Below are 25,845 nucleotides of genomic sequence, written 5' to 3'. Positions count from 1 at the left end.
TTCCATAATTTTCATACACTGTGCTTTACAAAGCAGTATTCCTCGTTGCAAAAATTGACTAATCCACGTTAAAACCCTTATTTTGCTGTTTTGTCATATCCCTTATAAAAATAAGTATTACGCTATATCTGGTAGGCAATCCCAATAACCATTCGCCTGATCCGAAAAAAGAACCAGACCCAGGGAGAACACCAATGACCAGCCACCTGCACCAGTTACAGGCCATCACTCATTCACTTTCCGGCAGTGCTGCCGAAGATGACCAGTTATTTGAACAAATTGGTGATGCCCAGCTTGTATTGATTGGCGAGGCATCGCATGGTACGCAGGAGTTTTATCAGGAACGTGCGCGGATTACCCGTCGCCTGATTGAAGAAAAAAACTTTAGCGCTGTGGTGGTAGAAGCAGACTGGCCGGATGCTTACCGGGTTAACCGTTATGTACGCGGGCAGGGGAAAGACCCCAACGCACAAACTGCCTTAAGTGATTTTAAGCGTTTTCCGCGCTGGATGTGGCGTAATGATGTGGTGCTACAGTTTGTTGAGTGGTTGCGCAAATATAACCACAAAGCCCAACTGCAAGGCCAGATTCAGGCTGGGTTTTATGGCATGGATTTATATAGCCTGCATCGTTCCATGGGCGCAGTGATTGAATATCTTGACAGTGTAGACCCGGAAGCTGCCCATCGCGCCCGGGCACGGTATAGCTGTTTTGATTCTTTTGGCAAGGAACCACAGACCTACGGCATGGCAACCGTTTATGGGGTGGCAGAACCCTGTGAGGATGCGGTCATTGCCCAGTTGATGGAGCTTCGCCATCAGGAAGATGCGCTGGTTAACAATGAAGGCATGCTAGCGGAAGATGAGCATTTTTATGCCGAGCAAAATGCACGCTTAGCAGTAGATGCAGAGCGTTATTACCGCGCCATGTTCCGTGGCCGTGATAATTCCTGGAATCTGCGTGATACGCATATGGTGGATACGATTGATGCCCTTGCGGCGCATCAGGTTGAACAGGGACAGCCCGCGAAAATTATAGTCTGGGCGCATAACTCACATTTGGGCGATGCCCGCGCCACTGAAGTGGGCCAGCGTGATCAGGTCAATGTTGGCCAGTTAATGCGTGAACGGTATCCAGACAAAACCTTTATTATTGGGTTTAGTACTTATCAGGGAGAGGTTTTTGCGGCTGATGACTGGGATAGTCCAGGCATTCGTAAAGCAGTTCGCCCCGGTTTGCCTGATAGCCATGAAGCGCTGTTACATCAGGTGTGCCAGCAGGCGGGTGTGGAAAAATTCTGGATTAACTTGCAAGCCCAGCAACAAAAAGAAAAGCCAGATGCAGCGCTATTAAGTAAGGAGCGGCTGGAACGCTACATTGGGGTAATTTATGCACCTGCAACCGAGCGCTGGAGTCATTATTTAAAAACCCGGCTGGATCAGCAATATGATGCACTCATTTATATTGATAAAACCAAGGCATTAAATCCACTGGACCGGCAAAGCGTGACCGATACAGAGCAGGAAGATGATTTACCGGAAACCTATCCAACCGGTGAATAACCTGACAAAAGGTTAAATCTGAATTTTTAAAGTGAAACTAGATGGTAAACGCTTGCTGGGTGACTTGTTCAATCATCCAGTAGGCAATGCTGCCTTTGGGCGGAATGGTTGGCAGCTGATTAAAATCAAAGAAAGCGGCTTCAGCAATTTCCTCATCCTGAAGCAGTAGCTCACCATCGGCATATTCAGCCTTGAATGCCAGCATCAGGTTGCTGGGAAATGGCCATGGCTGGCTCGCCATGTATTGAATATTTTTTAACCGAATTCCAACCTCTTCCAGGGTTTCCCGCGCAACGGCCTGTTCCAGGGTTTCACCCACTTCTACAAAACCGGCAATCAGGCCATACATGCTGGTATGCCGTTGGGCAGAGCGAGCCAGCAAGATCTGTGTGCCCTTGGTAATGGCAATAATGACACAGGGATTAATGCGGGGATACTGTGAATAACCACAGGCAGTACAGGTCATGCAATGTTCTTTGGCATGGGCGACGGCCTTGTGACCACAGCGACTGCAAAACTGATGGTTACGCTTCCATTCCAGTAGCTGCATGGCGCGGCTGGTCTGCTCGAACTGTGCAACGGTCCAGTGGCTAACCAGTTGACGCACTGGCACAAACTGGTAGCCTGCCGGAATTTTATGAGCCTCTTTCACAGGGCGTGCTACCACCCGCTGGCCATTTTGCTCAGACCCTACACTAACCACAATATCTTCTGGATGCGCAGGCAGGCGAGGCAATTCCAGTTGTTCATCAACCAGCAAGGCATTATCTTTTAAGATATAGGCTATGACGGTTGGCAGTCCATGTGTAGCCCCATCTGTAGAAGCCGTCTGCTCAGACACATGGCCAGCAGCAGTCAGATTATCCGGCAAGATGGTGCTTTGCATCACAGTGACCCTATATCATGAGGTTGGTATGGTTAGCTTAAATCTATATTCAGGCAGCTAGTTCCTGAACACTTTTCAGGCCAATCTCAAAAGGACGGATACCCAGCGGTTTTTGCTGTTCCAGACTATCAAGATAATGATCCACACTCACCATGACATTGGCCAGCAAATTGATGTGATGGCTATCCGGAGGCGTACTTTGGTCTGGTGCAAAAGCACGTTCTACATATTGAGCGGCCTGCTTGAGCATATCGCGGCCTGCTGTTGCATTCATAAATAATAAGGCACCGGCAATGGTTTCAAACATTGCAGGTACATTATTCATATGCAACAGGTCTTTGGTTTCAAGATAAGACGTGAGTGCGCGCATGCTCATATTCAGGGCTTCACGGCTTTCCTTGATCAGGGTTTCACCGGCTTCTTCCAGTTGATGCAGGGAAATATGCAGATTATGGAAAGGCAGCTTGCTGGTGCCAGCAATATACGAGCGATCCAGCACAGTCAGGGCATTGCCTGCATAGAGCAGGGCATCCATCAGGTTATTAACATCTTCAAGGTTGGTCAGATCCTGCCAAGCTGCAACCTGATTGGCCTGATAGGCAAGCAGAGTACTGGCTTCACCCAGATTGAGTAGGTTCAGGGCATTGGCCAGTTGGTGCAGTTGTTCGCCAATGGCTGGAAAACTGCTGTCAATGCTGTCGCCATGCTGCATGCTGTCGATCTTGTTTTTGATATCGGTAATTTCCTGCTGCATCAGTTCAGTGGTGACATGAATGGTCGCACTGTCCGGGCCATGCAAATAACGGCCGAGCAAACCGGCCTGCGCATCACTAATCAGATACTCATTGAGGCCCAGTTGCTGGCGCAATTCATCAGCTTCTTCATGGTCACGGCAGGCGCTTAAGGTCAGGGCATCTGCAATATCCTGCTCGGTAGGAACAAAGGCCGCTGTATTGCCAATAAATTTTTGCAGGTTACGTTCAATTAAAATCAGGGTACGCAGACGAACATCATTGAGCTTGCAGCTTTGCAGATCCGTAAAGGCAGTATTAACCGCATGCCAGTAAAGTTCCGAGCTGCTGCCAGCTGCCAGCATGCTGGTAAAATGTCCAACCAGTTTAATGGCCTGAAAATCCAGCGCATTGGCCTGCTTTTTAAGCACACGATTGAGTGAGGTTTTATACAGCGCTAACAGCTGGTTTACCTGTGAAGGACTAATCTCCGGCTTTTGCAGGTTTAGGTTGAGCTTGGGTAGTTGAACAATGCTGAGATAAGGTTGCAGGAAATAACCTTCACGCAATAGCGGCTCACCCAGCTCTGCATAAATGCGGTTAATCGATGGCAGCAGGAAATGTGGCAACAGGTTTTCACGCAGTACCACAAATTCCAGATAACGGGACAGCATCATCAGGCCTTCACTGACTGCACCCAGCTGTTGATCAGTCACTTTGCTGGTATTGGCAACAATGTGATTGATCAGCTTGGAGGTAGCCTGAGCCAATTCAACAGCACCGGTAATTTCCAGCAGGCTAAGGACGCCGTGAATCTGGTTCATGTTTTCACTGGCCTCAGTCAGGCCAAAGGTATTGCTGGTGTCGTCAATGTAGGCGCTTAAGGCATTTTGTACTTGTAATAATGAAGCATCTATTTCCGGTTTAACAATATGAAGTGCAATGGCATCAAAATGTTGAGCGGTAGCAAGGGACATAGTAATAACATCCTTCCTTAGATCTTATTTGAGGTCGATGTATGAACCTGTACTGGGTTGCTAACAGGGCAGTACAGGCGTTGGCTATCTGGTGCGCAAACTCGCGGCAGGTCCCTGTAAACAGGGTCTGCTGGAGTTTTTAGCGTCTGCTATAACATATAGTGTTTGAGGCAGGACAGCCAGTAAAAAATCATGCTTTGCCAAAGTTTTTTAAACCATTTGTGGCAAAATGCACAGTTTATGTGCGGAAAATAGCTTTGCAGTAGTTTGCAACTGAATGGCTTACTCAAATACAGTACACCACAGGGCGGGCATACCGTTTTTCTCGCTAAACTGATCCAGCCACTGGCCATGATTTTGTGATTCTTGATTTGATGCTGCAATGACCGGCAGATTAAAGCGGCCAGCAAACTGACGGTGCTGGGACAGGCCATCAGCGCTGCTCTGGTCACCCCCAATATCCAGTGTGACCTGACCACCTGTCATGGCAAGGTAGACATCAGCTAGAATTTCCGCATCCAGCAATGCACCGTGGAAAGTACGGTCACGCTGTTTGATTTCATAGCGCCGAACCAGTGCATCAAGCGAATTTTTCTGACCCGGATGCTTGCGTTTGGCTAGCGCCAGTGTATCGGTCACTTCCACCCGGCTTTTTAGTGAGGGCAAACCGGCCTTTAAAAATTCACCTTCCAGAAAGTTCATGTCAAAGGTAGCATTATGCGCAATGATTTCCGCGCCATGCAGGTAATCGTTTAGTTCCTGCGCAATTTGTTCAAATAGCAGCTTGTCCTGCAAAAAGGCATCGTTGATGCCGTGGACAGTGACCGAATCACCCACCGGACGCTGCGGGTTAATATAGACATGAAATGAGCTGCCCGTTAGCTTGCGGTTGATCATTTCAATCACGCCAACTTCAATAATACGGTCGCCATCTGCAAAGCTAAAGCCAGTGGTTTCAGTATCCAGAATCAACTGGCGCTTGCCGGACAGCTTCACTTTAGCAGGGGTGCGCTGAATGCCATTTTGCGGATTGGCCTGTTCCAGTTGCTGTTCCTTGTGGTGTTGCTCGACAGCCGTTTTGGGTTCAACCTCATCCACCCATTCTTCATCAGCAGCATAAAGCTCGTCTGGCTCCTGTTCATATACCATGTCCAGCCCCAGTGGATCGTGGCTAAGCCAGTCAGGCTCCGCAGCAGGTGCATCGGCTTCAGGAGCAGCAGAATCTAAAGAAGCTGCTGGCTGGGGAGAGTTAGTTTGACCTGTATTGGTTTTAACCTGATCAGCGCCACGGTTGGCCAGCATGTCCGCGCGTTCATTGCCCGCATGACCGGCATGGCCTTTAATCCAGTGCCATTCAATGCTGCGGTTTTGACAAACCTGATCCAATTGTTGCCAGAGGTCGGCATTGATCACTGCTTTGCCATCAGCCTTGCGCCAGTTTTTCTTTTTCCAGCCAATGATCCATTCGGTAATGCCTTGCTTGACATAGTTGGAGTCAGTCCAGATCACCAGCGGCTGTGATATAGCGCAAGCCTTGATGCCTTCAATGGCCGCCGTCAGTTCCATGCGGTTGTTGGTGGTATCAGGCTCACCGCCGCACAGCTCCTGTTCCTGTCCGTCAGAGTGCTGCATATAAACACCCCAGCCGCCAAGGCCCGGGTTGCCACGACAGGCACCATCGACATACAACACAACTGGCTGGGTTTGGGGGTTATTCATGGCCTGCAACAGCTCCGCATGGATCAAGCCAGCAGTCTACCGAAGCCCGGCACTGAGGTCTAGTACTCAGATAAAGCCATTAAGCATGGCCAAAAGCTAACCAGCTTAGTCAACCAAAAAGCATAAGCTTCGTTAAACATACAAAATAATAGTCAGATTTGAGACTGGATTTTGGCGCGCCTGCTTTCAATATCGTTACGATTGACTATTTTTATTTTCAAACTTTGTAAGTAATATGGCTAAATTGCAACATTCGCTGACATTCTTGCGGATGAACAGGGTTGGAGAGCCAAGACAGTCTTCATACAATGTGGCGCTTTAGTGGATGCGTTTAATCTGGGTGGTAGGAACAAGCTATGCAACATTCTGTAGAAACCGTTGAGCAAAATACGTCTGGCTTTCAGGGTAAGCTCATGGCCCTAACGGTTGCCTTAATGGCTGCCGGGATTGTGAGTGGATGCTCCAGTACACCGCCCAAGAAAACCATGCAGGCCAAAACCAGTAAAACCATAGGCCATAGCAAGTCCGGTCATCAGGAAGCCCTGCTGGATGCCAACAGTGTTGACTCACTGGAAGCCTTGTTGTCAGCAACGGATATGGCGGCTGTAGAAGGCGACCGCCTTGCAATCTTGCGTCATGGTGATGTGTGGAAACGTATGCGGGCAGGTTTCCAGATGAATCTGAATGTGCAAAATAGCCGGATTACTGCACAACGAAGCTGGTTTGCCAGCCGCCAGCCCTATATCGACCGCTTGAGTGCGCGTGCCAGCCGCTATTTGTACCATACAGTGACGGAAGCCGAGCGCCGGGGTATTCCTACAGAACTGGCATTACTGCCTGTTATTGAAAGTTCTTATGATCCGGCTGCAACCAGCAGTGCAGCCGCAGCAGGAATGTGGCAGTTTATTCCCAGTACGGGCACCATTTATGGCCTGCGCCAGAATTCCATTTATGATGGCCGCCGTGACGTGGTGGAATCCACACGCGCCGCTTATGAATTCCTGACCAGCCTGTATAACCAGTTTGGCTCATGGGAGCTGGCACTGGCCGCCTATAATGCGGGTCCGGGTCGTATCCAGCAAGCCATTAACCGCAATATGGCAGCAGGATTACCTACTGATTACTGGTCGCTTCGCCTGCCTGCCGAAACCATGAACTATGTGCCACGCTTTTTGGCGGTCGCACAAATTGTAAAAAGTCCGGAGCAATATGGGGTTTACCTGCCCAGTATTGCCAATCGCCCTCACTTCCGTGAAGTGCAACTGCCTGGTGTGGTGGACCTGACGCTGGCTGCATCGATTGCAGGCTTAAGCTATCAGGAGCTTTATGAATTAAACCCCGGTTTTAGAAGTAGTTATACTGATCCGATGGGGCCAAACCGTTTGTTGATTCCCGCCGCTTTGAATGCGCAGATTGACCAGCGTTTGCGCAGTATGCCAACCCTCGGGCAAACCAATCCCGGCCTGATGGCAAGCCTTGGCCCAGTGGGTGGTGCCGTCATTTTAAGTCAGGGTGGCAATACGGCAAACCGCAGTTTTAGTACCCAGCAGGCTGCTGCGCTGATGAGTGCAGGTACTGTAAACCGTACCAATACGTCATCACTGGGATCGTCAATAACCCAGCCAGTGACAGCCCGCAACTCCAATATAACCAATACTAATACAACCATTACTACCACATTAAGTAATGGTTCAAAATCCATTAGAACCACCACACCAGCGGTAGCGACAGCTCCTGCAATAACGGCATCTGTACCGGTTGCCACAGCCAGCAGTACCGCTGGCATGCTGGCCATGACTACCAAGCGCAATCCGACCCCAGCGTCTGCCAATGCACTGGCAGCCTTTGCCAATCAGGCAGATTTGCCCAGTAGTCCACGAATTCCAGTTGCAGTAATACCAGCCCGCAATATTCAGCCAGTGGGTGAACCGCCGTTAAGCAATGCCGAGCTGCGTGGCCTGACTGCCTCGACAACTGTTGCCAGTGTAACCAATCAGATCGCTGGTGAGCCGCAGCCAACCGTTGAGGAAAAAGCCAAGGTAGTGGCTGAATTGCAGGCACTGGCACCAGCCGGTACGCAGGTGGTTGATCCGCTGGATGGCAAGATCAAGCTGACAGCCATTCAAACCAGCCAGTCGGTGGCTGATGCCAAGGGGCAGGAGCTAAAAATCAAGTATGAACAGCCCGTTTTGGTTGCCCAGAAAAGTACTGCTTCACCAGCCAAGCCTAAAGTTGCACCAGTGATTGTCAATGCCACACAAAAACCACAGGGCGAGCGCTCTGTGCACGTGGTGCAGGCAGGCGATACGCTGGCCAGTATTGCAACCCGTTATGGCGTGAACTGGCGTGATGTGGCCAACTGGAACCAGATTGATCCCAATAAGTCACTTTATGTGGGCACTGCGCTGTATTTGTATAATGCCAAAAAGCCACAGCCCAGCCGTCCAACCAGCTATACGGTTCAGGCGGGCGATACCCTGACTGCGGTAGCAGAAAAGTTTGGTATGACCAACAAGCAGCTGGCCAGCATGAATAACCTGACAGCAACCAGTAACCTGCTGCGTGGTACACGCCTGACCCTGATCGACAATGGAACAAGTCGTACTGATGATAATCAGGCAGACGATGAACCACGTAGTAGTAAAACTACATCAGGCCGTAAAACCGCTGAAAAAGTAGAAACCATCAGCTATAAGGTGAAGCCGGGTGAATCAGTAGGTTCACTGGCCAATCGTTACCAGATTAGCAATGAAGAGCTGGCATCATTTAACAAGTTTTCGGCCAACAGCACCTTATATGTAGGACAAACCATTAAAGTTCCGGCCACAGTGGTTAATGATGCTGATGAAAAAGCGCCAGTTACCAGCGCACGTAATGCCAAGTCTTCTGGTAAAGAGTCTTCCAGTAAAGAACCTTCCAGTAAGGAAACTGCGGCCAAGATTGACATCATCAACTATACGGTTAAATCCGGTGATACCTTAAGCCGGATTGCCAGCCGTTTTAATACCACCAATGATGAACTGGCCAAACTTAACAGGATTTCTGCCAGCAGCATGGTGATTGTGGGCCAAAAGCTGAACGTTCCGGATACTGAAACGCCTAAAGAACCAGCGCGTCCAACCAGCTATACCGTACAGTCTGGTGATACCCTAACGGGTGTGGCAGCAAAGTTTGACCTGACGACGCAAGAACTGGCAGAAATGAATGACTTAAAAGCCAGCAGTAACCTGATACGGGGCGCTACCTTGACGCTGGGGGCCAGTGATGCCAGATCAGATAAAAAATCAGCCAAAGCAGATAAGACTGAAAAATCAGACAGCAAATCTGATAAAAAGTCTACAGGCAAAAAAGCTGAAGCCGATGAGGTTGAAGTTGAAATGGTAAGTGCCAAAGCCAGCCGTTCGGACGACATGGAAAGCTATACGGTAAAGCGTGGTGAATCACTCAACAGTATTGCCGCTAAATATGACCTGACGGCAGCGCAACTGGCAAAGTTAAACCAGATTTCAGCCAAGACCAAAGTCCAGTCCGGCCAAAGCCTGAATGTGCCAAAGCTCACCAGCAATTACACCATCAAGCGGGGTGATACCTTAATCAAGGTTGCCTCAAAACATGGGGTTTCAGTCAATGATCTGGCCAAGATGAACCAGATTTCCCCATCAACCAACGTTAAAATTGGTGATGTGCTGGTGGTGCCCAATAGTGGAAGCCGTAGCCTATAATTTTTTAGTCAGTGACTGTTGTGAGTAATGCTATATGTTACAACGCCGCCAGGATGGAATGGCAAGGTTCAACCCGCACGTTAAAAGCACTTTAAAACAACAATGTTTATTACTGGGTGTGGGATTAATTATGGGGCTGGCCAGCAGTGTTTCGACTGCTGTGCCAGTACGACAAAACTATATCAGTGCGCATGAAAAACCGCTGTACCAGAATGCGCCCTACATGCCGTATGCCAACCCTGATGCCCCCAAGGGCGGGGTACTGTCTATGTCGGCGAATGGCACCTTTGATAATTTCCAAACCTTGAATGGCAAGGGGACGGCTGCTGACGGCACTGGCAGTCTGTACGACACCCTGATGAAACGCTCGCTTAACGAAGCCGCCGTGAATTATCCGTTATTGGCCAGCAGTGTGACGGTCGACCCGGAAGATTTGTCCTATGCCATTTTTCATTTAAATCCCAAGGCGCGTTTTAGTAATGGCACACCAGTCACTGCTGCGGATGTGGCCTTTAGCTTTAATGCATTATTAAAAGATGGCGCGCCGGGACTCAAGGTATATCTGGGCGATATCAAAAGCGTTAAGGTATTGAATACACTGGATGTGCGCTTTGACTATAAAAGCAAGGACAACAGCGAAATCACGTCCATTGTGGCTGAAGTACCGATTTATTCGCAAAAGGATTTTAGCGGGAAACCCTATGACCGGATTATGGCAACTGCACCATTAGGTAGCGGGCCTTATGTGCTGGACCGGGTTGATGCCGGGCGCAGTATTACCTACAAGCGCAATCCCAATTACTGGGGGCAAAATTTGCCCGTCAACCGGGGCCGCAATAATTTTGATACGATTAAGTATGTGTACTACCGCAATCTGGACATTGCCTTTGAAGGCTTTAAAAGTGGCCAGTTTTTGTACCAGACCGAATATAAGGCCAGAACATGGTCGCTCTCCTATGATTTTCCCGCTGCCAAATCCGGTATTGTCCGTAAACAAAATATCGTGACGCAAAATCCGGTGGCAACCCAGATGTTTGTGTTTAACACCCGGCGGCCACTATTTGCGGATATCCGTTTCAGGCAGGCACTGACCTATGCCTATGACTTTGAATGGCTGAACAAGGCATTATTTTTTGGCCAGTATCAGCGGCTGCAAAGCTTTTTTTATAACAGTGATCTGGCGGCTACCGGCAAGCCATCAACTAATGAGTTAAAAATTTTAAAGCCGCTGCTTGGAAAACTGTCCCCATTGGAGCAGCAGGGTATTTTACAGGACTGGCATTATCCGGTGAGTGATGGCAGTGGTTATAACCGTAAAAACCTGTTGATTGCCCGCCAGATTTTATTAAGTGCAGGCTATCGTTATAAGAATGGCAGCTTGCTGGATAAGCAGGGCAGGCCAATCCAGATTGATTTTATGATCAGTCAGGATGGTTTACAGCGCACAATTTTGCCATTCATACGCAATCTGAAACGCCTTGGCATTAAAGTCAATCTACGTCTGGTGGATGTACCGCAATATACTGAGCGCATGCGCCGCTTTGATTATGACATGACCACCCAGGTTATTCCGCAATCCAACTCGCCGGGCAATGAGCAGGTGCAATTCTGGAGCAGTCTGGCTGCAGACCAGCAAGGCAACTACAACTTTGCCGGTATTAAAAATCCGGTGATTGACCAGCTCATTGATGGCTTAATCAAGGCACCCAACCGTCAGGTATTGCAAACCTATACCCATGCGCTGGACCGTACCCTGCGTGCTGGCTACTACGTGATTCCCACCTATGGCAAGGTAGGCAACTGGATTGCCACCTGGGATATGTATGAGCAACCTAAAAATCCGGCTAAATACGATATTGGCCTGGATTACTGGTGGGTCAATCCCAAAAAAGCGCAGCGTGTTAACACTTATTTATCCCGACAAAGCAAGTCTGCGCAGTAAAACCTGCCAGCTTATGAATAATTATATATAAGGAAACCGGAATGTCAGCGTACATCATCAGGCGTCTGTTATTGATCATTCCTACCTTGTTTCTCATCCTGCTGGCCAATTTCGTCATTGTGCAGCTTGCACCCGGTGGCCCGGTTGAAATGGCGATTGAACAGGCAAAGCAGGCACAGGGTCTTGGCGCAGGGCAGGGAGAAGCTGCTTCCACAGCACAGGGTACGCATTATCAGGGCGCGCGTGGCCTTTCACCAGAAATGATTGACCAGATCAAGCAACAGTATGGCTTTGACAAACCTGCGCCAACACGTTTCTGGCTGATGCTTAAAGGTTATTTAAGTCTTGATTTTGGTACCAGCTTTTTTAAGGACAAACCAGTAACTACTCTAATCCTTGAAAAGATGCCAGTGACCATTTCATTGGGGTTATGGAGCACTTTGCTGATTTATCTGGTGTCTATTCCACTAGGTATCCGCAAGGCACGCGAGCATGGGCTGCTGTTTGATAAAAGCACCTCGTTTTTGCTGGCCATTGGCTATGCCGTGCCGACTTTTGTCTTTGCAGTCTTGCTGATAGTCTTTTTTGCGGGTGGCAGTTATTTCCAGTGGTTTCCGCTACAGGGGCTGGTGTCGGAAAATTTTGCTGAATTGTCGCTGATCGACAAAATCAAGGACTACTTCTGGCATCTGGTGTTGCCGCTTACCACCATGACGCTGGGAGGTTTTGCAGGCCTGACCTACCTGACCAAATATTCGTTTATGGAAGAACTGGGCAAGCAATATGTACTGGCAGCACGCTCAAAAGGTTTAACTGAAAACAGGGTGCTGTATGGTCATGTATTTCGCAATGCCATGCTGATTGTGATTGCCGGGCTGCCTGAAGCGCTGGTGGGTATTTTCTTTGCCGGTAACTTTTTTATTGAAATTATTTTTAACCTTGATGGCTTGGGGCTACTGGGCTTTGAAGCGGTGGTGCAACGTGATTATCCGGTAATTTTTGGCACACTGTTTATTTTTACTTTGATTGGCCTGTTGTTGCGCCTGCTGAGTGATGTCATGTATCAGATGATTGATCCACGAATCAGCTTTGAATCGCGGGGGGCTAACCAATGATTACGCCTATTATGGCTGCGCGTTTACGCCGTTTTAAAGCACATCGGCTGGGGTATTTTTCGTTTATTTTATTCATGATCATTTTTATGCTGTCGCTTGGTGCAGAGCTGATTGCCAATGAAAAGCCTTTGGTGGTGTCTTATCAGCATAGCTTGTATTTTCCAGTCATTAAAACCTATCCTGAAACCACTTTTGGTGGCGTCTTTGACACCGAAGCCGAGTACCGTGATCCGGCAGTAAGACAACTCATTGAAAAGGATGGCTGGATGTTGTGGCCACCCATTCCTTTTTCTTACCAGACACCCAATATGGAGCTGGCTGTGCCTGTGCCATCACCACCAAGTGCGCAGAACTGGCTGGGTACAGATGATCAGGGCCGTGATGTGGTGGCGCGGGTGATTTATGGCTTGCGGGTATCCCTGCTGTTTGGCCTGTTTTTAACCGCGGCGGCTGCCGTTATCGGCGTGATTGTGGGCGCGTTGCAGGGCTACTATGGTGGCATGGTTGACCTGATTGGCCAGCGCATTCTGGAAGTGTGGGGCGGTTTGCCCATGCTGTTTATGGTCATTATTCTGGTGAGCCTGTTTACGCCCAGCGTGTACTGGCTGTTTTTAATCATGCTGTTTTTTGGCTGGCCAGCACTGGTGAGTCTGGTGCGGGCTGAATTTTTGCGTGCCCGTAATCTGGATTATGTGCGTGCAGCACGTGCGCTTGGGGTAACAGACCGTGCCATCATGTTCCGGCATATTTTACCGAATGCCTTAAGTTCCAGCCTGTCACAGTTACCCTTTATGCTGACAGCCAACATTACCGCACTCACCGCGCTGGATTTTCTGGGTTATGGCTTGCCTCCGGAATCTGCCTCACTCGGTGAGCTGTTATTGCAGGGCAAAAATAATCTGGATGCTGTGTGGCTGGCGCTAACCGGCTTTTTTACCATGGCAATCGTGCTGTCTTTATTGGTGTATATCGGGGAGGCCGCACGCGATGCATTTGACCCAAGACGTTAATATGAATCATCAGGCAATTAACAATAATAACAATGCGTTACTTGGTAAGGCATTACTTCGTGTTGAGCATTTGTCCATTCGCAGCCATCAGCAAGTGCTGGTGCAGGATTTATGCTTTGACTTACAGCCCGGGAAAACGCTGGCGATTGTAGGCGAAAGCGGTTCTGGCAAGTCCATTTCATCACTGGCCTTACTGGGCTTGCTACCGGACAGCTTGCAGGTCACAGGGCAAGCCCGTTTAAACGATACAAGCCTATTGCAGCTTAACGAGACTCAATGGCAGCAAATTCGTGGCAAGAAAATTGCCATGATTTTTCAGGAACCGATGACGGCGCTTAATCCACTGCATAAGGTGGAAAAGCAGATTGGCGAAATGCTGCGCTTAAATGGCCTAAGCAAGGCACAAGTACGCAGTAAAGTGATTGATTTATTGAATCAGGTGGGTATTCCACAGTCGGAACAAAAGCTGGGGCGTTATCCGCATGAACTCTCCGGTGGTCAGCGTCAGCGTGTGATGATTGCCATGGCACTGGCGCAAGACCCGGATATTTTAATTGCTGATGAGCCAACCACAGCACTGGATGTGACCTTACAGGCACAAGTGTTAAACCTGCTCAAATCGCTACAGACTAGCCGCAATATGGCCATGATCTTAATCAGCCATGACCTCAATCTGGTGCGCCGCTACAGTGATAATGTGATTGTCATGCAACAGGGGCAAGTGAAAGAGCAAGGCAACACGGCACAGATTTTTGCCAATCCGCAGGATGATTACACCCGCCATTTGCTGGATCAGGATTTTGGGCAGGCGTTAGTGCTTAATGCCAATCCGTCCAGTGAAAAACCGATGCTGCATTTAGCGCAAATTGCAGTTCGTTTTCCCATTAAAACTGGCTTGCTCAATAAGGTAACGGATCATGTGGTTGCAGTTGAACCGCTGGATTTAAATGTGATGCGTGGTGAATCGGTGGGGATTGTAGGCGAAAGTGGTTCTGGCAAAACCTCGCTGGCATTGGCATTGGCCCGCCTGATTAAAAGTGATGGCAAGATTATACTGAACCAGAATCGGCTGGATCACTTGAACGAAAACCAGTTAAGGCCACTACGACCACAGTTTCAGATGGTATTTCAGGACCCGTTTGGCAGTTTAAATCCGCGCCTGACCATTGAGCAGATTATTGGTGAAGGCGCTACTCGGCTGATTCCCAATAAAACTGAGCGTCGCAAGGCAGTGGAAGACGTATTGCAAAAGGTAGAGTTGCCTGCCGATTTTGCAGACCGTTATCCGCATGAGCTGTCTGGTGGGCAGCGTCAGCGTGTGGCTTTGGCGCGGGCATTGATTATGAAACCCAAGCTAATGATTCTGGATGAACCTACCTCGGCACTGGATAGAACCACACAGCGCGCCTTGGTAAATCTATTGCGCAAATTGCAGCAGGATGAGCAGATCAGTTATGTGTTTATTAGCCATGATCTGGCGGTAGTTCGTGCCTTGTGCCAGCGGGTATTGGTGCTGCGGCATGGCAAGGTGATGGAGTTACAGGCCACGGAAGACCTGTTTAGCGCACCGCAAACCGACTATACCAGGGCATTAATTGAGGCGGCACTAGGGTAATTTTTCTTTAAACTGGACTGAAAAACATTTAATGTAAATTGCCAGCTTTCAAACAATGAAACTGGCATTTCAGCTTATTGAAGCCCTCTAATAAAATGTAATTTAAAAAAATATTGGAATAAAAATGCGAAATTTTAAATTCTTATCACTTAACATTTTTGCATTAATTGTATTGTCAGGCTGTAACCAGATCGAGTTTGCTACCCGAAATACGCCTTATCTCAATACTTTACTTGAGCAATCACTAGCGCAGCCAAATCTGCAAATTGATCCTGCATTTCGTGACCAGAAATTATTACTGGATCTGAATGGTGATGGCGCACTTGATTTGGTAAGAGTGGTGAAAAGCACTTTAAATCATAAAAATGTGCTGGAAATCATTTTTGGTAATCAGACACGAGTGGAATATCTTCTAGCTGGCAAAACACTGACTGGGCTTAGTGAAGATGATTTATCAATTTTTCAAACTTACAGTATTGCGCCCAAGCATGAAAAATATGTTGATCTGAATGTTTCAATCGGTGAAAACGGAGATATTCCTGCCATGGAAGATGTGCCTGAAAACGAACTAATTTATCTGGAAAATGATGGCATAGATATTGGAATGCTAGAATCTTGTGGCGGTGGTATTATTTACATGAAAAATAATAAGTTCTATTGGATACAAACCAGTTGAGTAGCGGAAAAATTTAAAATGAAAACCATTAAAATGTTTAAACTCTTGTCAGTGTTGGTACTAAGTGTACCAATGTTAGGTCATGCCACCACCTTCCAGATCAAAAATGGTTCTAAACTCTACAATGCCCAGCTTGATGTCGCTGAATGCGAAAAAGACGAATGTTCTGGGCGCGCCAAAATTTTGCTATATAAAAAGGGCAGGCAGCAGGTTTTTCAAATCTTAACTTCCGAAAACCTGAATTTTTATCTGGATAAACAGCAACAGCCCAGCGTCAATGTCATTCAATTATACAATGAACAAAGCCCACTGATTTTTGAGGACTTCAACTTTGACGGCCAGCAGGATTTAGCCATTCGCAATGGCAATGAAAGCAGCTATGGTGGGCCGTCCTATGATGTTTATGTGTTTAATAAAACCCGCCAGAAATTTGTCATCAGTGATGAACTGACTGCTTTGGTAACAGAAAATCTGGGTATGTTTCAAACCGATGCCAAGCGCAAGCGATTAATGACTTTTGCCAAATCCGGTTGCTGTTTTCATGTCACCTCAGAATATGCCGTTATTCCCAATAAAGGCCTAAAGCTGGTGTATGAAGTTACTGAAGATGCAATGGGCGGTGAGCAGGTAAAAGTCACTACCAAAACCTATAACCTGAGCACCAATAAATGGCAGACCACCGTAAAAAAATATCCAATCGATGACTATTATCAATAAGCCTAGGCAGGTACAGCAAAAAAATTTGCTATGATGGCCAGCATGATTTTTAATAAATAATTTTGAACAGATAAGGTTTGATATGACATCCGCAGAACAGGGATCATCGGTGCAAGGCAAATTATTACAAGGGAAACGTTTTCTGGTTGCAGGTATTGCCAGCAAACTGTCGATTGCCTATGGCATCGCGCAGGCATTGCGTCGCGAAGGGGCAGAGCTGGCGTTTACTTATCCCAATGAAAAACTAAAAAAACGCGTGGATGAATTTGCAAGCCAGATGGGTTCTACCCTGGTGTTTGCCTGTGATGTGGCAGATGATGCGCAAATTGAACAAACATTTATTGATTTAAGTCAGCACTGGGATGGTCTGGATGGGGTGGTGCATTCCATTGGCTTTGCTCCAGCCGATCAACTTGATGGTGATTTTACTGATATCACCAGTCGTGAAGGCTTTAAAATTGCCCATGATATTTCGGCTTATAGCTTCATTGCCATGGCACGCGCAGCCAAACCTCTATTGCAGGCACGTCAGGGCTGTTTGCTGACCTTAACCTATCAGGGGTCTGAACGTGTACTACCCAATTATAATGTGATGGGCTTGGCCAAAGCATCGCTGGAAGCCAGTGTACGTTATCTGGCCAGCAGTCTGGGCAAGGACGGAATTCGCGTGAATGCTATTTCTGCCGGGCCAATTCGCACGCTAGCTGCGAGTGGCATTAAAAGTTTTCGTAAAATGCTGGATGTGAATGCGTCCATTGCGCCATTACAACGTAATGTCACGATTGAAGAAGTGGGTAATGCGGCATTATTTTTATGTTCACCGTGGGCATCAGGCATTACTGGTGAAATTATTTATGTCGATGGCGGTTTTAATACAGTGGGCATGAGTGAAAGCCTGCTGAATACCGATTAATGCCAAGCACATAATAAAAGGGAAAAGTTGTGAGCAGTTCGCGCTTTGAAAATGATTACGCATCAGTCAATTATCGTTATATTGCTGCGTCCAATGAATTAAATGCGCGGACTTCACAGCGTCAGCAGGCGCTTACCATTTTTATCAGTTTTTTTATTGGCTTACTGGCCGCACTCATTGCAGCGCACAATGCCAGTAAAAGCAGTACTGCCCACATTGAATGGATTTTACTGGGCTTTCCTGTTGCTTCAGCCTCGTTTGCGTTTTTAAATTTCAAATATGAATTGATTATTACCAATTTAAGGGAATATTTGTCTGAGCTAGAGCAACTGGGCAATGCACATTTGTCTATTCCCAGTTATAACACCACAGCCAAATGGGTGATCAAATCCAACCGTGGACGCCGCTTCCATGATTATGCCTGCGCCATTTTAATTGTGGCGTGCAACAGTATTGGCGTAAGTGCCTTTTATGTGCTGTTTCCAGAGCGGTTCAATGCCTCACACTGGGTGTTGTTAATTGTTTTTTTAATTACGGTGATCACTGCGGCCATGCAATGGTTTTTACCCAAGGCAGGCTATAAAGTGCTTTAAGTTTTGATATGGGGTTTTTAAATTGAACTTCACTGTATGAATCACTTCCTGTTTATAGTGTAATTCCTATAGAAGGACAGGGCAGTTAATAAATCACGATCTTAAAAAACAGAAAATTTCTATATGGAAACTATAATAATCAAAGCCATACAAAAACCTTTAAAATTAGACACACAGCTCAATGCTTCACTGTATTAATTTAAAAGAATACAGAACATGAAGTACATCTTCATTTTAGGTCGTCCTTGTTAAATTCTGCTCAGCAATAAAATCGGTGAACCCTATCATGTCAAAAACATTAAAAGTTTATACCCGTAATAATCTTGACCCTGCTGTAAAATCAGCCACCATTGAGATTCTTAACCAGATTCTGGCCAACCTGATTGATTTATCATTGCTGACCAAACAGGCACACTGGAACATGCGGGGCAGCAACTTTATTGCCGTGCATGAAATGCTGGATACGTTTAGAACTTCCCTGATTACCCATCTGGACAACGTGGCCGAGCGTGCCGTGCAAATTGGTGGCACTGCACTGGGTACAACCCAGACAGTGGCTGCAACCTCTCACCTGAGTCCTTATCCTATAGATGTCCATGATGTACAGGAACATTTAAAGGAGCTGGCTGACCGTTATGGCGTGGTAGCGAACCATCTGCGCGATACCATTGATAAAATTGAAGACCCGATCTCTGAAGATATTATTCATGCCGCGCTGGAAGATCTCGATCAATATCTATGGTTCCTGGAAGCCAATATTGATTCTGAGCATGCATCGTCAAATCAGAATGCTTAAAGAGCCAGTCTTATAGACCAGCAGCCCGGCAGATGTATAAAAGCAACTGCCGGGCTGTTTTTTGCCCTTAAAATTCTTACCTTTAAAATATGAAAAAGCGGTTGGACAATTTAAAGCTAAATTAAAAAATAAAAAGCACTAAATTAACTTCTAACCGGACTGCCACCCAAGCTTTGCATTAATGTCACCATATTGCTCAGTTGATTTAAGCGAATCTGGATCAGTGAGTTCTGGGTATTACGGCGTGCTTCCTGTGCATCAATCCATTGTTTGAGTGCTACAGCACCAGCACGATAGCGCACTTCATTTAAGCGTTCGGTGCGTTGTGCCAGAGTAAGAGTACGTTCCTGAGCACTGGCCTGTACTTGCAACTGGGTTTTATTGGATAGCGCATTTTCCACATCAGCCAGCGCGGTATAAATAGATTGGCGAAACCCGACAATGGCAGCCTGATATTCCAGATCACTAATCGCCAGATTGCGCTGCATATCATTATATTGCAAAAAGGGTAGTGACAACCCCGCACCTAGCGTCAGGGCCGGATTTTTGATGAGTTCAGTCAGCGACGTGCTACTGGAACCTAAGGAACCGGTTAAGCTAATAGAAGGATAATAACTGGCGCGGGTCGCATCTTTATTGGCCAGTACCCGGCGCAAGCGCAGTTCGGCAGCGGTGAGGTCGGGGCGACGGGCAATCAGTTCAGCGGGTAAGCCTGCATCAATGACAGGCAGTTGGAAGTTGGCCAAACGCTGTGGTTCGGTAAAACCCAGTTGGTTTAATACCTGAGTGGGTGCTACATCAAACAAGATCGCCAACGCATTACGCGCTTCAACCCGCTGCTGGATGAGCTGGCTTTGGCTGGCTTCCTGTCCCACGAGCGACTGTTCAGCCTGTGCCAGTTCAAGTCCTGACACTGCACCAGCCCGGTACTGTGCCTGTACCAATTGAAACAGCTTGCGGCTGTTGGCAATGCTGGCTTCGCCCGAGGCAATCCGTTCATTTAAATACGCCAGTTGCCAATACAGGTTGCACACCGTACCCACCAGACTTTGTGCGGTTGCCTGTAAGTCCTGTTCCGTGGCCGCAGCTTCCCAGCGTGCTGCTTGGGTTTGGCTGGCCAGTTTGCCCCATAAATCTACTTCATAGCTCACCGAACCGGAAAGACTCAAACCGCGTGAATTGTCTTCACCGTCCCGCACATCCACCTGATGCGATGCAGATACATTAGCACCCACGCGTGGCAATTGCTGGTTGGCTGTTAGTCCTGCCTGCTCACGCGCTTGTCTTAAACGCAAGCCAGCCACCACCAGATCATTGTTGGCTGCCAGTGCCCGCTCTACAAGTGTGTTTAGCTCAGCATCATTAAAAACAGTCCACCAGTGATCCTGTAACTGAGCCAGATTCAGGGCATTTGTTGCCTGACTCTGCTGCGAGTACTGAGCTGGAACTTGCATGGCGGGTTGCTGGTATGGCGTGCGTACTACAGCCGAACAGCCACCCAGCACTGAGAGCGCCACAACCGACAGCACAAGATGCTGTGAACTTCTGGCAAATTTTTGGCATAACTTCTGGCTTAATATCATTATTACATTCTCATCATCTTTGCTCTGGCGCTTTAACCTGAAGCTGTTGAATTTACAAGATGCGACAGTCGCATTACTCACGAGCAAGCGCAGCCACCGGATCAAGCTGGGCCGCATTACGCGCAGGTAAAAACCCAAACAGCACGCCAATCAGGGACGAACAGATAAACGCAGCAACCATGGACGTGGTGGAGTAGACCATCTGGAACGTATCACCGGCAAAGTGACTAAAAATCTGGCCAATCCCCAGTGCCAGCAATACACCCAGTACACCGCCCAGGATGCACACCAGTACCGCTTCAATCAGGAACTGCTGCAAAATATCGCTCTGCCGTGCACCAACAGCCATGCGTACCCCAATTTCCTGCGTCCGTTCGGTAACGGATACCAGCATGATGTTCATCACGCCAATGCCGCCTACAATCAGGGAAATCACGGCAATGGCAGAAATCAGCAGGGTCATGGTAGCGGTAGTTTGCTGAATGGTTTCACGGATACTGTCACTATTCTGGGTAAATACATCCTGTGCGCCGTGCCGTTGTTCCAGCAGGCTTAAAATGGCATTTTCAGCAGCGCTGGTTGGCGCATTGTCATTAATACGCACAATGATGCTCCGCAAATTGGGCTGACCCAGAATACGGCTCATGACAGTGGTGTAGGGCATCCACACATTAAGTGAATCGGAATTGCCAAACATACTTTTTTCAGCAGCCGTTACCCCAATAATGCGTGAAGGCACATTGCCCAGCAAAATCACCTGTCCTACCGGATTTTCCCCATTGGGAAACAAGGTGTTTTGAGTGTTGGCATCGATGACAACATCCTGACTCAGTTCCTTGACGTTTTGTCGGTCAAAGCCTTGGCCACTATTAAACGTCATGCCTTTTACATTAAAGAAATCTTCACCCACACCATTAATAGTGGCACTGGCTTCAATATCGCGATAACGAATGGTTTGTGAGCTGTTCACACTAGGGCTGACACTATCGACATAAGGCTGTTCGGCAATGGCATCGGCGTCATCAGGAATCAGGGTTCTGGCCTGACTGGTGCGGGAATTGTCCCCAAAGCCCCGGCCCTGATACACGGTAATGGTATTGGTGCCAAGACTACTAATATTCTGCAAGATTTGCTGCTGTGAACCATTTCCCAGCGCCACCACAGAAACGACTGAGGCAATACCAATAATAATGCCCAGCATGGTGAGGAAAGTTCGCAGGCGATGGGCATTCATTGCCAGCAAAGCCATACGGAAAGCTTCACCGAGCCGATCAAATGACGAGCGCCATGCTGATACGCGTTTGACAGATTTACTGCTTTCAGCCTGTTCTACAATTACTGGCTCAGTTTGAATGTCTTCTGTGGCATGCACCGGAGTATTTTGTCGGTCTGCGATAATTTCGCCATCACTGATTTCAATAATCCGGCTGGCATTTTGTGCAACTTGCGGATCATGTGTGACCAGAATAATGGTGTGGCCCTGCTGGTGCAGTTCACGCAAGATACGCATGACTTCAATGCCGCTATTTTTATCCAGTGCGCCAGTGGGTTCGTCGGCCAGAATCACATCGCCGCCATTGACCAGTGCACGCGCAATACTCACACGCTGCTGCTGGCCGCCAGATAATTGGCTAGGGCGGTGATTCAGGCGTTCGCCCAGACCAAGCTGGGTTAGCAGTTGTGCCGCCCGTTGCTGACGTGCTGATGGCTCAATCCCGGCATAAATGGAAGGCACTTCCACGTTGCCCACAGCAGACAAATCACCCAGCAAGTGATAGCGCTGGAAAATAAAGCCAAAATACTCACGACGCAGGCGAGCCAACTCATCGGGCTGTAACTTGCCAGTTTCCTGCCCATTCACGCGGTAACTGCCACGGGTAGGACGGTCAAGGCAGCCCAGAATGTTCATCAGGGTGGATTTACCAGAACCGGATTGCCCAATAATGGCAACCAGTTCACCAGCATGAATTTGCAGGTTAATATTTTTCAGTACCGCGACCGTGCCTTCACCAGCAGGAAACTCACGGGTGAGATTTTCTACCTCCAGTAAAGGAATGCTGTCTGAATATGAAGCTTGCGCGCTATGGGTTTTTACAGTACTCACTGTTTATAACCTCATCGGGCTACGGTTACTGGAGCGCTTGGCACTATTGTTGGAAGAGTCGCTGCTATCAGCAATCACTACTTCTTCGCCTTCTTTCAAACCTGACTTGATTTCAGCAGTAATCCGGTTGTTCAGACCTACTTGTACCCGGCGAGGTACGGCATTGCCTTCCTGATCAAGCACGCGTACCGTAGCACGGCGGTTGGCAATCTTGCTGCTGGCGCTGGCTTTGCTGCCTGAGGCACTATCAGTATTGGCACCAGCATTATTACTGTCATTGCCGGAGCGGGCACTAACCTGATTGTTACTGGCATCGCCCTGACCTGATTTTTTACCGCGTCCCTGTCCAGTGCTCAGGGCAGCGGCAGGAACAGTGAGCACATTTTTGGCTTCATTGAGCACAATATAGACCTGTGCGGTCATATCAATGCGAAGCTGGCCATCCGGGTTGGGTACATCAAACAAGGCATTGTAATAAACTGCACTGCTGCTGGTGCTACTGCTAGAGCTACTACTGCTTTCGGTGGCAATTGAATCCGGTGCTGGTTCAATCGCGCGCAGGCTGGCATAAATTTTCTTGTCGGGTTCACCCAGCGTGGTGAAATATACTGGCTGGCCCTGATTAATGCGCATCACATCAGCTTCACTGACTTGAGCCTTGATGGTCATGGTTTGCAATTTGGCCAACTTCACAATCGTTGGGGCAGACTGGTTGGCGTTTACGGTCTGGCCTTCTTCCGTGACAATCGCAACCACTGTGCCATCAATTGGTGCGGTAATGCGGGTATAGCCCACGTTTTCACGGGCAGTTGAAATGGTGAGGCGACTTTGTTCAATCTGTGCATCAATGGCTTTAACATTGGCCTGTGCTGTTTCAAAGGTAGCTTGTGCGCTTTCATACTCGGCGCGGGAAGTGGCATCCTGTGCCAGCATCTGCTTTTGGCGATTAAAGGCCAGTTGTGCTTCTTTTAGACTGGCCAGACGGGTCGCCTTTTGTGCCAGCAGGTTATCCAGTGCAGCTTCCTCATTTCGTAAATCATTTTCCTGCCGTACCGAATCAATCTGGGCAATCAGTTGTCCCTGTTTGACCTGATCGCCCAGCTTGACATACATTTTTTTAACCTGGCCTGACACCTGAGCACCCACACTCACCAGTTGCTCGGCCTGTAATGTACCTGTGGCCAGGACTGTTTCTTCAATATCGCCACGGCTGACTTTGGCAGTAATGTATTGCGGCTTTTCTTCTTTGGGTTTAAAGAATTTCCAGGCCAACACGGCCACCAGCGCAGTAATTAAAACAATTACCAAGATTTTCAGGGGTCTGGACTTCGGCAACATAAGATATCAGTTTGATTTTAAATGAAAACGACTATAAAGACTGATTGCATGATTTAGATTGGCTGAATTGTTTTTTTATATATCAAAATGTTAATGAATTGTAATTATATTGAATTCTATTCTGCATTTTTCTTCATGATTTATAAAATGCAGGAGTTTTTTATGAAAGAGCACTTAACTTGCAGGTAGCAATCTTGGTAATTTTTAATCAATAGAGAAATAACGAGATTTTTTCTATTCTTATCTCTAGTCAATAAATAGGAAAAATAAGGGTTATAAAGATTAAATGAAACTTAAGACTAAAGTCTGATTTTTAAAAAATGCACTACGATAATACAAAAAGTAAATGAATTAATGCCTTAATGAATGAATAAAAAATAAACAAATATTATGGTTTTAGCGGAACTCAATGCGGATACATGGCTAGAAACAATTAGGCAAAATCAGGTACAATCCCATGCAATCTTCAAGGATTTGGTTTTTTCCTAACCAAATGTATTTTACCTACCAAAATTATTTTGGCCTGCCAGGAGTTGTCCCCGCATGAGTGCCATTACTCCATATGACTGGGCCGTTGTGGCTTTCGTTATCGGCGTCACATTTTTGTGCGTCTTCATGCTGACCGTTCCCTTGCTGCTGGGTGGCAAAGCATGGGGCCGTGCCAAAAATGAACCCTTTGAATCGGGGGTCGTCGGCGCTGGCGGTGCGCGTCTGCGCCTGTCTGCCAAGTTTTATCTTGTTGCTATCTTTTTCGTGGTGTTCGATCTTGAGGCACTCTACCTATACGCCTGGTCTGTTTCGGTGCGCGAAGTCGGCTGGACGGGTTTCTGGACTGCCGCGATTTTTGTACTGGTATTGCTGATTGGTCTGGTTTATGAACTCAGCACTGGCTCCCTGAACTGGTCTCCAGCCGACCGCCGCAAGCAGGCTGGTATTCAGCCGCATGTTGGCAAGCCGAACATGGATTTATCAGAAATCACCCGTTTCAACAACATTGAAGAGCTGGAAACTGACCCTACCGGAAAAGTCCCAGCGCAGCTATCGGGCAAGATGGCGTCACGTACTGATCGCGTGTCTTCTCCAACTGCTGTTAAGGAGTAATGCGATATGAAATATACCCTGACCCGCGCCAATCCCAATGCAGAGCAATATCCATTGCAGGATCGCAGGGAAGTCAATGATCCGGTTGCTGATGATGTCAACAAGAATGTCTTCATGACCAAGCTTGAAGACTTGTTGCATTCTTCCGTCAATTGGGGACGCAAAAACTCACTGTGGCCTTATAACTTTGGAACGTCCTGCTGTTACGTGGAATATGCCACCACTTTAACAGCCGTTCATGATATGTCGCGCTTCGGTGCCGAGGTTATCCGCGCTTCACCACGTCAGGCCGACCTGATGATCGTTGCCGGTACCGTGTTTATTAAAATGGCGCCAGTAATCCAGCGCCTGTATGAGCAAATGCTGGAACCCAAGTGGGTCATTTCCATGGGGGCCTGTGCCAACTCGGGTGGTATGTACGATATATACTCCGTGGTGCAGGGCGTGGATAAAATCATTCCTGTTGACGTGTACGTACCGGGTTGCCCACCACGTCCTGAAGCACTGATTCAGGGTCTGATGCTATTGCAGGATCAGATTCAAAAAGAACGTCGTCCATTATCAGCGGTAATCGGTGATGACCTGAAACCGGTATATCGTCCAAAAATGCAACCTGAGCGTGACCGCAAAAAAGCGGAACGGATTGCAGTGACGAATTTGCGTTCACCAGACGAAATTCGGTAATTGTTGTACCCCTAACGCTGCCTTTGCAGCGTTTTGCCAGCTTATGCAAGTGATTAATGCT

The 25,845-nt window shown here is 47.8% G+C and carries 19 protein-coding genes; 13 read left to right on the top strand and 6 right to left on the bottom strand.

What is annotated here, in order from left to right; genetic code table 11:
* Window positions 1-194 precede the first annotated feature (194 nt).
* A complete protein-coding gene (locus Q337_RS0106985; RefSeq protein ID WP_034279249.1) occupies window positions 195-1,562 on the top strand; it encodes an erythromycin esterase family protein in 1,368 nt (455 codons plus the stop codon).
* Window positions 1,563-1,599: 37 nt separating this feature from the next.
* On the opposite strand, the gene nudC is transcribed toward Q337_RS0106985, so the two are convergent.
* The 3 genes from nudC to dnaQ form a co-directional block, all read right to left on the bottom strand.
* Complete coding sequence (gene nudC / locus Q337_RS0106980) at window positions 1,600-2,448, bottom strand: NAD(+) diphosphatase (RefSeq protein WP_084494743.1); 849 nt, start codon at window positions 2,446-2,448, stop codon at window positions 1,600-1,602.
* Between the two features lie 49 nt (window positions 2,449-2,497).
* A complete protein-coding gene (locus Q337_RS0106975) occupies window positions 2,498-4,156 on the bottom strand; it encodes a hypothetical protein (RefSeq protein ID WP_026470993.1) in 1,659 nt (552 codons plus the stop codon).
* Between the two features lie 282 nt (window positions 4,157-4,438).
* Window positions 4,439-5,875, bottom strand: coding sequence for a DNA polymerase III subunit epsilon (dnaQ, locus tag Q337_RS0106970; RefSeq protein ID WP_026470992.1), 1,437 nt, complete (start codon window positions 5,873-5,875; stop codon window positions 4,439-4,441).
* Window positions 5,876-6,231: 356 nt separating this feature from the next.
* On the opposite strand from dnaQ, the gene Q337_RS0106965 reads away from it, so the two are divergent.
* The 10 genes from Q337_RS0106965 (at window position 6,232) to dps (ending at window position 18,974) form a co-directional block, all read left to right on the top strand.
* Window positions 6,232-9,597 (top strand): LysM peptidoglycan-binding domain-containing protein, encoded by a 3,366-nt coding sequence (locus tag Q337_RS0106965; RefSeq protein WP_026470991.1) that lies wholly within the window; start codon window positions 6,232-6,234, stop codon window positions 9,595-9,597.
* A gap of 130 nt (window positions 9,598-9,727) precedes the next feature.
* Window positions 9,728-11,539 (top strand): extracellular solute-binding protein, encoded by a 1,812-nt coding sequence (locus Q337_RS0106960; protein WP_156935755.1) that lies wholly within the window; start codon window positions 9,728-9,730, stop codon window positions 11,537-11,539.
* A 41-nt stretch (window positions 11,540-11,580) separates the two neighbouring features.
* A complete protein-coding gene (locus Q337_RS0106955; protein ID WP_026470989.1) occupies window positions 11,581-12,654 on the top strand; it encodes a microcin C ABC transporter permease YejB in 1,074 nt (357 codons plus the stop codon).
* Window positions 12,654-13,664 (top strand): ABC transporter permease, encoded by a 1,011-nt coding sequence (locus Q337_RS0106950; protein WP_026470988.1) that lies wholly within the window; start codon window positions 12,654-12,656, stop codon window positions 13,662-13,664. Before Q337_RS0106955 ends, Q337_RS0106950 begins: the two co-directional genes overlap by 1 nt.
* The gene (locus tag Q337_RS0106945) at window positions 13,642-15,279 is read left to right on the top strand and encodes an ABC transporter ATP-binding protein (RefSeq protein WP_084494742.1); all 1,638 of its coding nucleotides are present in this window, start codon (window positions 13,642-13,644) and stop codon (window positions 15,277-15,279) included. Before Q337_RS0106950 ends, Q337_RS0106945 begins: the two co-directional genes overlap by 23 nt.
* A gap of 124 nt (window positions 15,280-15,403) precedes the next feature.
* A complete protein-coding gene (locus Q337_RS17030; protein WP_051526636.1) occupies window positions 15,404-15,955 on the top strand; it encodes a hypothetical protein in 552 nt (183 codons plus the stop codon).
* An 18-nt stretch (window positions 15,956-15,973) separates the two neighbouring features.
* Window positions 15,974-16,672 (top strand): XAC2610-related protein, encoded by a 699-nt coding sequence (locus Q337_RS0106935; RefSeq protein WP_026470986.1) that lies wholly within the window; start codon window positions 15,974-15,976, stop codon window positions 16,670-16,672.
* Window positions 16,673-16,754: 82 nt separating this feature from the next.
* Entirely contained in the window at window positions 16,755-17,585 is an 831-nt protein-coding gene (locus tag Q337_RS0106925) for an enoyl-ACP reductase FabI (RefSeq protein WP_051526635.1), read from the top strand.
* Between the two features lie 29 nt (window positions 17,586-17,614).
* Window positions 17,615-18,178: a hypothetical protein gene (locus tag Q337_RS0106920; protein ID WP_026470984.1), complete on the top strand. Its 564-nt coding sequence runs from the start codon at window positions 17,615-17,617 to the stop codon at window positions 18,176-18,178.
* A gap of 286 nt (window positions 18,179-18,464) precedes the next feature.
* Window positions 18,465-18,974, top strand: a complete 510-nt coding sequence (gene dps / locus Q337_RS0106915) for a DNA starvation/stationary phase protection protein Dps (RefSeq protein WP_034279247.1) — start codon at window positions 18,465-18,467, stop codon at window positions 18,972-18,974.
* Window positions 18,975-19,117: 143 nt separating this feature from the next.
* On the opposite strand, the gene Q337_RS0106910 is transcribed toward dps, so the two are convergent.
* The 3 genes from Q337_RS0106910 to Q337_RS0106900 all read right to left on the bottom strand — a co-directional run bounded on the left by Q337_RS0106910 (window position 19,118) and on the right by Q337_RS0106900 (window position 23,996).
* Window positions 19,118-20,557, bottom strand: coding sequence for an efflux transporter outer membrane subunit (locus tag Q337_RS0106910; protein ID WP_051526634.1), 1,440 nt, complete (start codon window positions 20,555-20,557; stop codon window positions 19,118-19,120).
* Window positions 20,558-20,630: 73 nt separating this feature from the next.
* Window positions 20,631-22,661, bottom strand: coding sequence for a MacB family efflux pump subunit (locus Q337_RS0106905; protein WP_051526633.1), 2,031 nt, complete (start codon window positions 22,659-22,661; stop codon window positions 20,631-20,633).
* A 3-nt stretch (window positions 22,662-22,664) separates the two neighbouring features.
* Window positions 22,665-23,996: a MacA family efflux pump subunit gene (locus Q337_RS0106900; protein ID WP_026470980.1), complete on the bottom strand. Its 1,332-nt coding sequence runs from the start codon at window positions 23,994-23,996 to the stop codon at window positions 22,665-22,667.
* Between the two features lie 546 nt (window positions 23,997-24,542).
* Between Q337_RS0106900 and Q337_RS0106895 the strand changes: the two genes are divergently transcribed.
* Window positions 24,543-25,100 (top strand): NADH-quinone oxidoreductase subunit A, encoded by a 558-nt coding sequence (locus Q337_RS0106895; protein WP_026470979.1) that lies wholly within the window; start codon window positions 24,543-24,545, stop codon window positions 25,098-25,100.
* A 6-nt stretch (window positions 25,101-25,106) separates the two neighbouring features.
* Window positions 25,107-25,784 (top strand): NADH-quinone oxidoreductase subunit B, encoded by a 678-nt coding sequence (locus Q337_RS0106890; protein ID WP_026470978.1) that lies wholly within the window; start codon window positions 25,107-25,109, stop codon window positions 25,782-25,784.
* Window positions 25,785-25,845 lie beyond the last annotated feature (61 nt).

This window comes from Alkanindiges illinoisensis DSM 15370, assembly GCF_000619845.1.
GTDB classification, from domain to species: domain Bacteria; phylum Pseudomonadota; class Gammaproteobacteria; order Pseudomonadales; family Moraxellaceae; genus Alkanindiges; species Alkanindiges illinoisensis.
This window is presented reverse-complemented; position numbering and strand designations above follow the sequence as displayed.